Consider the following 4,534-nt stretch of genomic DNA (forward strand, 5'->3'; position numbering starts at 1 on the left):
CAGCAGACACCTTAATCACCTTTGTGGAAAGCAAAGGCCGCAAACTGACCCAACAACAAAAAGCCCAGATTCAGGGAGTACAGCAATGAAAGTGCACAACGTAGAGCAGGGTTCCCAGGAATGGCTCGATCTGAGAGCCAGCCATTTCACCGCCAGCGAAGCGCCCGCCATGATGGGCGACAGCAAGTACCAGTCCAGACAGGAACTGCTGGCAGAAAAGGCGACAGGGATTCGTCCTGAAATTTCCCCCAGACAGCAAGCCATATTTGACAAAGGCCATGCGGCGGAAGCAGCCGCACGCCCGATTATTGAAAGCAAGATCGGAGAAGAGCTCTATCCAGTGGTTGGCAGTGAAGAAATCTTACTGGCCAGCTTTGACGGGCTCACCCTTGATGATGCCATCGTCTTTGAACATAAGCTCTGGAATGAAAAGCTCGCTATGCAGGTTGATTCTGACATTGATCAGGGTAGCGGTTTAGAGCCTCATTACTACTGGCAACTGGAGCACCAGCTTTATGTTTGCGGCGCAGATAAAGCCATTTTTGTATGCTCCGACGGCACCCGGGAAAAAATGGCGATCTGCTGGTATCAGGCCAAACCGGAACGGCAACAGGCACTGTTGGACGGCTGGGTGCAATTCAAAAAAGATCTGGCCGAATTCAAGCCGATAGAAAACAAGCCGGAATCAAAAGGCGTTGCTCTGCTGGAACTCCCCGCTCTGGTCGTTCAAATAGCGGGTGAAGTGAAAACCTCCAACCTGCCAGTATTCCGCGATGCAGCCATGGCCCAGATTGAAAGCATTAACACCGACCTGCAAACCGATCAGGATTTTGCTAACGCGGAAGCCACAGTAAAGCATTTTGCCAAGGCAGAAAAAGAGCTGGAGTTCGCCAAAAAAGAAGCAATGGCAGAAACCGTTGATATTGACACACTGTTCCGCACTGTTGATCAGCTGAAAGAAACCATGCGCTCAAAACGCCTGGAACTGGATAAGCTGGTTAAGGCTCGCAAAACGGCTATCAAGCAGGAAATTATCGCAGAGGCTCAGAACGATTTAAGGCAACACATTAATCGTCTGGCAGCTAATGTGGTAATAAACCTCCCCCAGATTACTGCGGACTTCGCAGGGGCAATCAAAGGCAAAAGAACCGTTAAAAGCATCCGTGAAGTGGTGGCCGATACCCTGGCAGTAGCAAAAATCGAAATAGCTGGGCATGAAAAAACCATCCTTACCAATCTGGATATTCTCAGGTCTGAAGCTGATGGATACGGATTCCTGCTGCCCGACAAGCACGAATTGGTATTGATGGAAAGCGAACATCTTCGCCTGATCATCAAAGATCGGATTAATGAACACAAAGTAGCGGAAGCTGCCCGACTGGAATCAGAGCGGGAAAAGATTCGCCAGGAAGAAGAACGCAAGGCACAAGCTGAAGCTGCAAGGCTGGCAGACATTGAGCGCCAACGGATTGCTGAAGAGGAGCGGCTAAAGCTGGAAGCGGAGCAAGCTGCTGAAGCAGAGCGGTCAAAAGCAGATCCTCTGCGCTCCGATGTTGAAATTGAAGTTACCCCCCCTGCAGCAGCAGTAAAGCCAGGTCCAATTTACACACCTTTAGAACTCTGGCCTTCGGATTCTTCCAGAGCCGAGTCTGAAGAACTGGATTACATCTGCCAAAAGCTGGAAGAAGCGGAAGACGTTATCGAACAACTGCTCAAGGCCTAACGAATTGACATACCGACACTCGGTACCGCACCTGGGCATGTGTTGAAAAGGCCCATCAGACAAATAACAAAGAGTGACAACTATGAAAGAGCTACAAGACATCATTAACAATAAAGTTCAACAGATGGTGGATGAAAAGATCATTCAGGAAACCATTGAAATGAACATCGAGAAGGCGATTCAGAGTGCTATTGAAAGCCAGTTTGCATCTTTTGGAAATCTTACCAAACAGATTGAAAAAGGGATGGAGCAAGGCTTGCAACTAAGCCTCGACGACTTGCCATTTGAAACTTATAACCAGCAAATGCTGGTTGCAGTAAAGCAGAAAGTTGGAGCCATGTTCGCCCATGAAGCATCTGCAAAATTCATGGAGGAAATGAACAAAGTGCTTGCTCCAGCACCTAAAGAGATCAGTATTAATGAGCTGGTTGAAACTGTTTCAAGATCATGGAAAACCGATGAACCATGGGACGCTGATGAGTTAGATCATGAGGCCTCAGTAGAGCTCCACAAACATGATTACCCCCTTAATGGCAGCTACACGCTGAAAATGTGGAAGCAAAAAGAATACAGGTCTTCATTCACATCAAGAGACAATCAGCCAGACCTGTGTCTTTATATAAGCTCCGGATCAATCCGAATTAACCATGGGCAGGCATATAACCCAACTTGTTTCTTAGAGCACGAAGCATTCATTTTTAAATTGTACGCTGCGGGCACAACGATTACCGGAATTGACGCATTCGATGAGAATGATTGCGATCTGACTTTGAAAGAGTATGACGGTCATTGATCACCTATAAGAAGCCCTGACCGGCAGGGTCAGGGAGTATGCTCAAACGCTTATAAGGAAACAAAACATGTGGTTTAAAAATCTGGTGGTTTATCAATTCAGCCAAGCCTTTGAAACAAGCGGTGAGGCCCTGGAAGAAAAGCTAAAAGAAAAACTGTTCCGCAAATGCGGCGCTCAGGATATGAGCTCCTATGGCTTTTCTCCTGCCCTGGGTGACAGGACTGAAGCCCTGGTTCATCAGGCCAACGGCTGCCTGCTGGTCCAGACCCGGAAAGAAGAGAAGGTGCTTCCCGCTTCCGTTATCCGTGAGGCTCTGGAAGAGCGTGTCGAAACCATTGAGCGGGAACAAGATCGCAAGATTTACAGCAAAGAAAAGAAAGCCCTGAAGGACGACGTAATAATGGAGCTGCTACCCAAGGCCTTCACCAAAAGCATTTTCACCCGGGCCTATATTGATCCGGTGGTCGGTTGGTTGGTGGTTGACTCATCCAGCTACCGGCAGGCGGAAGAAATCACCAGCTGTCTGCGGGAGTGCCTGGGAAGCTTGCCCATCGTCAACCCTATCATTAAAAACCCGCCTTCGTGGTCTATGACCCGCTGGCTGGAAAACCAGTCTGTTCCCGATGGGCTTATGGTAGGTGATGCCTGCGAACTGAGAGAGCCCGGTGACGAAGGCGGCCAGATCAAAGCCACTCATGTGGATCTCTCCAGTGACTCCATTGAGCAGCACCTGGCAGAAGGCAAGCAAGTCAGCGCCCTGGCCATGATGTGGAACGACTCGCTGACATTCACTCTGCACGACACTTTGCAGATTAAGAAGCTGAAATTCACTGATGTCATTCAGGAGCAGCTGGATGATATCGAAGCGGAAACCCGGGTCGAAGAAATGGACGCGGACTTTTCAATTATGACGCTGACCTTCAGGGACTTTCTGAAGCAGCTGATGGAGAGTCTAAACGCATGACTATAAGCAATGACCAAATAAATGCCTTTTGGTCAAAGGTCAAAATAACAAATAAAACATCTGATTGCTGGGAATGGTCTGGCGCAAAAAAACCTAAAGGCTATGGCAATGTAAGAATTAATAAAAAGTACACCTTAGCTCATAGGGTTGCATTTGAATTAGCAAATGGCCCCATTCCCAATGGATATATAGTTTGCCATATCTGTGATAACCCTTCTTGCTGCAATCCTAACCACTTGATGCTAGGAACAACAAAGAGTAACGCAGCAGATATGGTTTTGAAGGGGCGAGCAAAAGGAAGGGAGTTTGCCGCAAAGGGTGAGGTAAATGGAAACTCGAAGTTAGACAAAGAGAAAGTTTTAAGCATTCGCAAAAGCTATCAGGAAAAACGTTTAAATCAGTATGAGCTGGCTGAAAAATTTGGAGTTTCACAGCAAGCAATTTACTGCATCGTAAATAGAAAAACATGGAGGCATGTCTAATGGCAAACGATCTGAACCGATGCGAGTTTATCGGGCGACTGGGAAAAGATGTCGATCTTCGATACACCCCTTCCGGCAGTGCGGTAGCAAATATCAGTATCGCCGTCGGTGAAAGCTGGAAGGATCAGCAGGGCCAGAAGCAGGAAAAGACCACCTGGGTACCTGTAGTTATTTTCGGCAAGCTGGCGGAAGTTGCTGGCCAGTATCTATCCAAAGGTTCAAGGGTGTTTGTTGCGGGAAAATTCTCTGTCCGCAAATGGCAGGATCAGCAAGGCAATGATCGTTATTCCACAGAGGTCGTTCTGGATGCCTACAACGGTCAGATGCAAATGCTCGACAGCCGACAAGACAGTGGCCAGCAGTATCAGCAGCAAGGGCAACAGAGTAATCAGCAGCCTGCACGGCAGCAGTCACAGCAACGACCGGCTAATCATCCGGCACAACAAGCGCCACAGCAGAACGGATACGCTCAGGCACGGAATAACCCACCGCCTCAGCAGCAGCAACCGTATCACGGCGGTGACCAATACGATTCGGATATTCCGTTCTAACCGATACCACTGGACAGGGGG

At 48.4% G+C, this 4,534-nt stretch carries 5 protein-coding genes; all 5 read left to right on the plus strand.

Annotated features, from left to right (window positions below):
- Positions 1 to 85 precede the first annotated feature (85 nt).
- The gene (locus ACNRUY_RS25805) at positions 86 to 1,723 is read left to right on the plus strand and encodes a lambda-exonuclease family protein (RefSeq protein ID WP_488114538.1); all 1,638 of its coding nucleotides are present in this window, start codon (positions 86 to 88) and stop codon (positions 1,721 to 1,723) included.
- Positions 1,724 to 1,805: 82 nt separating this feature from the next.
- Complete coding sequence (locus tag ACNRUY_RS25810) at positions 1,806 to 2,516, plus strand: hypothetical protein (protein ID WP_488114539.1); 711 nt, start codon at positions 1,806 to 1,808, stop codon at positions 2,514 to 2,516.
- Positions 2,517 to 2,583: 67 nt separating this feature from the next.
- Positions 2,584 to 3,480: a recombination-associated protein RdgC gene (gene rdgC / locus ACNRUY_RS25815; protein WP_488114540.1), complete on the plus strand. Its 897-nt coding sequence runs from the start codon at positions 2,584 to 2,586 to the stop codon at positions 3,478 to 3,480.
- Complete coding sequence (locus tag ACNRUY_RS25820; RefSeq protein ID WP_488114541.1) at positions 3,477 to 3,962, plus strand: HNH endonuclease; 486 nt, start codon at positions 3,477 to 3,479, stop codon at positions 3,960 to 3,962. Before rdgC ends, ACNRUY_RS25820 begins: the two co-directional genes overlap by 4 nt.
- Complete coding sequence (locus ACNRUY_RS25825) at positions 3,962 to 4,513, plus strand: single-stranded DNA-binding protein (RefSeq protein WP_488114542.1); 552 nt, start codon at positions 3,962 to 3,964, stop codon at positions 4,511 to 4,513. The genes ACNRUY_RS25820 and ACNRUY_RS25825 overlap by 1 nt, the downstream gene beginning before the upstream one ends.
- Positions 4,514 to 4,534: the final 21 nt, after the last annotated feature.

It is taken from the genome of Endozoicomonas sp. Z74, assembly GCF_057680865.1.

Bases quoted from the DNA above. Each gene is read 5' to 3' on its own strand.
- ACNRUY_RS25805 (WP_488114538.1), top strand. From the start codon at position 86: ATGAAAGTGCACAACGTAGAGCAGGGTTCCCAGGAATGGCTCGATCTG.
- ACNRUY_RS25810 (WP_488114539.1), top strand. From the start codon at position 1,806: ATGAAAGAGCTACAAGACATCATTAACAATAAAGTTCAACAGATGGTG.
- rdgC (WP_488114540.1), top strand. From the start codon at position 2,584: ATGTGGTTTAAAAATCTGGTGGTTTATCAATTCAGCCAAGCCTTTGAA.
- ACNRUY_RS25825 (WP_488114542.1), top strand. From the start codon at position 3,962: ATGGCAAACGATCTGAACCGATGCGAGTTTATCGGGCGACTGGGAAAA.
- ACNRUY_RS25820 (WP_488114541.1), top strand. From the start codon at position 3,477: ATGACTATAAGCAATGACCAAATAAATGCCTTTTGGTCAAAGGTCAAA.